Origin of the sequence: Microbacterium sp. K35 (assembly GCF_004794375.1) — a bacterium.
Classification (GTDB): Bacteria; Actinomycetota; Actinomycetes; order Actinomycetales; family Microbacteriaceae; genus Microbacterium; species Microbacterium sufflavum.
Genome location: NZ_SSDM01000019.1, coordinates 1 through 4,186, shown reverse-complemented (window position 1 = coordinate 4,186; position 4,186 = coordinate 1). Strand labels below are relative to the sequence as shown.

At 72.6% G+C, this 4,186-nt stretch carries 4 protein-coding genes and 1 pseudogene; 1 reads left to right on the top strand and 4 read right to left on the bottom strand.

What is annotated here, in order from left to right:
- A pseudogene (locus tag DW299_RS00280) lies at positions 1-597 on the top strand (1-pyrroline-5-carboxylate dehydrogenase); the annotation flags it as partial.
- 66 nt (positions 598-663) lie between these two features.
- Here the strand turns inward: DW299_RS00280 and DW299_RS00275 are convergent.
- From DW299_RS00275 to DW299_RS00260, 4 genes are all read right to left on the bottom strand, one after another.
- Positions 664-1,767: an ABC transporter permease gene (locus tag DW299_RS00275; RefSeq protein WP_136035233.1), complete on the bottom strand. Its 1,104-nt coding sequence runs from the start codon at positions 1,765-1,767 to the stop codon at positions 664-666.
- On the bottom strand, positions 1,764-2,648 hold the full coding sequence (locus DW299_RS00270) for an ABC transporter ATP-binding protein (RefSeq protein WP_136035235.1): 885 nt from the start codon (positions 2,646-2,648) through the stop codon (positions 1,764-1,766). The genes DW299_RS00275 and DW299_RS00270 overlap by 4 nt, the downstream gene beginning before the upstream one ends.
- 91 nt (positions 2,649-2,739) lie before the next feature.
- Positions 2,740-3,912 carry a benzoate/H(+) symporter BenE family transporter gene (locus DW299_RS00265; RefSeq protein WP_136035232.1) on the bottom strand — a complete coding sequence of 391 codons (1,173 nt, stop codon included), beginning with the start codon at positions 3,910-3,912 and terminating at the stop codon, positions 2,740-2,742.
- Between the two features lie 38 nt (positions 3,913-3,950).
- Positions 3,951-4,186, bottom strand: a 236-nt coding sequence (locus DW299_RS00260; RefSeq protein WP_205814300.1) for a helix-turn-helix domain-containing protein, incomplete at its 5' end; no start/stop codon positions are given.

Here is a 4,186-nt window from a genome sequence, read left to right as displayed (position 1 = left end):
GGTGCCGCCATGACCCCCGCGGTGTCGGGGCTGCTCGAGGCCGCCGCGCCCGAGCTCGACCCGGCCGCGATCGAGTGGCTGCACCGCGCGGCCGCCTCCGACGAGCGCGCCTGGGTGGACGAGTTCGGGGCGGTCAGCGACAAGTCCGGCCTCGGGGTCGAGCGCAACGTGTTCCGCTACCGCCCGGTCGCCGTCGACGTGCGCCTCGCGGAGGGCGCGACGCTCGTCGACGGTGTGCGTGTGCTCGCGGCCGCCCTGCGCAGCGGCAGCCCGTTCACCGTGTCGGCCGCGGCGCTGCCGTCGCGCGTGACGAAGGCCCTCTCCGGCGCCGGGGTCGCCGTGAAGACGGAGTCCGACGCGGCCTGGACCACGCGCTACGCGAAGGGCGCCCGGTCGTGGCAGCGCGTGCGGCTCGTGGGCGGCGACGCCACGGCGCTCTACCAGGCGCTCGAGGGCTCGCCCGATGTGGCCGTGTGGTCGCACGCGGTGACGGGTGCGGGTCGCGTGGAGATCCTGCCGTTCCTGCACGAGCAGGCCGTGTCGATCACCAACCACCGCTTCGGCAACCCGACCTCGCTGTCCGACGGCGTCATCTGACCCGCCGCCGCACACACGCCGAAGCCCCCTGCACCTCCGCGGTGCAGGGGGCTTCCTCGTGCGGGATCAGCCGCGCAGGGCCTCGGAGAGCTTGACGCGCGAGCCCATCCGCAGCAGCGAGTTCTCGTAGATCTTCGCGCCGATCACGATCGCGGCCACGCAGCTCGCGAGCAGGATCACGAGGCTCAGCAGCGGCTCCCACCACTGCGCCTCGCCGACGAACAGCCGCATGGGCATGCCGACCGGGGCGGAGAACGGCACGTACGACATGATCGTCAGCACCAGCGGGTTGTCGTTGAACACGATCACCAGGATGTACGGCGCCATGATCAGCATCGTGATCGGGGTGGTCGTGGAGCCGATGTCCTCCTGGCGCGACACCATCGAGGCCGCCGCCGCGAACATCGCCGCGAGCAGGATGAACCCGAACAGGAAGAACACCGCGAACCAGAGGATCGGGGCACCGAGCGTGGTCAGCACCTCGCGTTGACCCGTGACGATCAGGCCGATCGTCGCCACGGCCGCCAGCGCGAGGATCTGCCCCATCGCCAGCACCGTGTTGCCGACCACCTTGCCGGCCAGCAGGGTGCGCGCGGGGATGGCCGACAGCAGCACCTCCACCACGCGGGTCTGCTTCTCCTCGACGACGCTCTGCGCGATCGTGCCGCCGAACGTCGCCGCGGCCATCATGAACACCAGGCCGAACGCGATCGCGATGAAGTACCGCAGCAGCGGGTTGGTGGTGACCGGTTCCAGGATCACGACCTCGGGCGACAGAGACAGTGCCGACACCAGCGAGCCGGGAGCATCCTGCAGGGCGACGATCGAGTAACCCGTGTGACCCTCGGTGCCGCTCGCCGGGAGCACGGCCGCGTCGACCTTCTCCGCGCGGACCAGTTCCTCCGCCTCGGCCTCGTCGGCGACCGTGGTGACCTCGACGTTCGGGATCGCCGAGACGACCGAGGCGGTGTCGGCCGTCACCGCGACCGGCATGGTGTCGGTGTTCTTGCTCGCGAAACCGCCGAACAGGACACCCGCGAGGGCGAGCACGAGCAGGATCCCGGTGGAGATCAGGAACGCCTTGCTGCGCAGCTTCGAGCCGATCTCACGCTCCGCGACGAGCCAGATGCCGCTGGGCGTGCGCGAGGGGGAGGGGGTGGGGGCGCTCACTGGATGACCTCCTTGAAGATCTGGGCGAGGGACGGGTGCTTGGGGGCGAAGCTCGCGACGTCGCCCCGGGCGACCGCCGACTGCAGCACGCGCTGCGCCGTCTCCGGACCGTCGGCGTCGAACAGGGCGTAGCCGCCCTCGAAGTCGATCACCGTGACACCCGGCTCGGTGCGCAGCCAGCCCGCGTCACCCGCCGACACCAGCTCGTAGCGGTCGCGGGCGTGCTCGGCGCGCAGGGCGTCACGCGACCCCGCGGCGCGGATCGTGCCACCGGCGAGGATCACGAGGTCGTCGCACAGGCGTTCCACCACGTCGAGCTGATGGGAGGAGAACAGGATCGAGGCGCCCTTCGCGGCGCTCGACTGCAGCACGCCGGCGACCACGTCGACCGCGAGCGGGTCGAGCCCGGAGAACGGCTCGTCGAGGATCAGCACGTCGGGGTCGTGCACGAGGGAGGCGGCGATCTGCGCGCGCTGCTGGTTGCCGAGCGACAGCGACTCGATCGTGTCGTTCAGCCGCTCCCCGAGCCCGAGCTCCGTGAGCAGCGCGGTCGCGCGCGCGGTGGCATCCTGCTTGGCGAAGCCGTGCAGTCGCGCGAGATACACGATCTGCTCCAGCACCTTCATCTTCGGGTACAGGCCGCGCTCCTCGGGCATGTAGCCGAAGCGGCGGCGGTCCGCGGTGGTGAGCGGGGCGCCATCGAGGTCGACGCGGCCGCCGTCCGACGACAGCAGTCCGAGGACGATCCGCATGGTGGTGGTCTTGCCGGCGCCGTTGCCGCCGACGAAGCCCGTCAGGCGCCCGGGGGCGACCGTGAAGGAGACGTCGTCGAGCACGCGCCGAGAGCCGTAGCTCTTGGTGATGCCGGAGAGTTCGAGCAGTCCTGTCATGCCCCTCACGCTACGGAGCACCGTGTTCCAGGGCATCCCCCGTGCGGCGGACCTTCCCTCCTCAGCCGTGGGGCGGAGGGGGTCAGCGGTGGAAGGCGTGCAGCACGGTGCGCACCAGGAGGCCGGCGACGAGGGCCCAGAACGCGGCGCTCACACCCAGCACCGCGATGCCCGACGCGGCGACGAGGAACGTGACCACGGCGGGCAGGCGCTCGCCGGGGTCGTCGATCGCCTGCTGCACGGCCGAGCCGAACGCGGCGAACAGCGCCAGCCCGGCCACGGCGGGGATCACGGCCTCGGGAGCCAGCACCACGAGCGTCGCGAAGGCCGCCGAGAACCCGCCGAGCACCAGGTACGACACCCCGGTCGACACCCCGCCGACCCAGCGGCGCCGCGCATCGGGATCGGCATCGGGGGAGGCCGCGAGGGCCGCGCTGATCGCGGCGAGGTTGATCGCGTGCCCGCCCGCGGTGGCGCCGAGCGCCGTGCCGAGCCCGGTCACGAGCATCGCGGGACGCCACGGCACCTCGTACCCGAAGCTGCGCATGATCGCGATGCCCGGCACGTTCTGCGAGGCCATGGTCACGATGAACAGCGGCAGCGCGACGCCCACGAGCGCCCCGACCGTGAACACCGGAGCGGTCAGCTCCACCCGGGGCAGCAGCACCGCGGGGTCGACCGCGTCGCCCTCCGCCACCAGGGTCACCGCGACCACCGCGGCCGCGGCGAGGAATGCGAACGGCACCGCCCAGCGCGGCGCGAGGCGCGCGAACACCAGCCACGTGAGCACGACCGGGACCACGCCCCACGGGTTCGCGACGACGCCCGTGATCGGTGCGAGGCACAGCGGCAGCAGCACCCCGGCGAGCATGGCCTGCGCGATCGACGGAGGGATGCGGGCGATCAGGGCGCCGAGCGCGGGCCACAGCGCCGTGAGCAGGATCAGGGCCGCGGTGACCAGGAACGCCCCGACGGCCGCCGGCCATCCGCCCTCGATCGCCCCGGTGGAGGCCAGCAGCGCGGCGCCGGGGGTCGACCACGCGACCGTGATCGGCATCCGGTAGCGCCACGCCAGCACCACGCACGCGATGCCCATGGTCACCGTCACCGCCAGCAGCCCGCTGGCCGCCTGCGCCGCGGTCGCGCCCATCGCGTCGAGTCCCGCGAGCACCACGGCGAACGAACTCGTGAAACCGACCAGTGCCGTGACCACCCCGGCCAGGATCGGGCGCGACAGGGGAGCGGTTTCCGGCATGGCTCAGAGGCTATCGCGGAGCCCGGTCCCCGGCCGCGTCAGGCGAGCCCGAGCCGGTGCGCGAGCACCACGGCCTGCACCCGGTCGCGCGCGCCGAGCTTCTGCAGGATGCGCGACACGTGCGTCTTCACGGTCGCCTCGCCGATGTACAGCGCCCGCGCGATCTCGCCGTTGCTGCGGGCATCCGCGAGCAGCGCGAGCACCTCGGCCTCCCGCTCGGTGAGCGGCTCGGCGAGCGCGGGGGTCGTGCGTGCGGAGCTCGGCACCGGCGCGG

Coding starts and splice junctions, on each gene's coding strand:
- DW299_RS00265 (WP_136035232.1), bottom strand. CDS start 3,912: ATGCCGGAAACCGCTCCCCTGTCGCGCCCGATCCTGGCCGGGGTGGTC.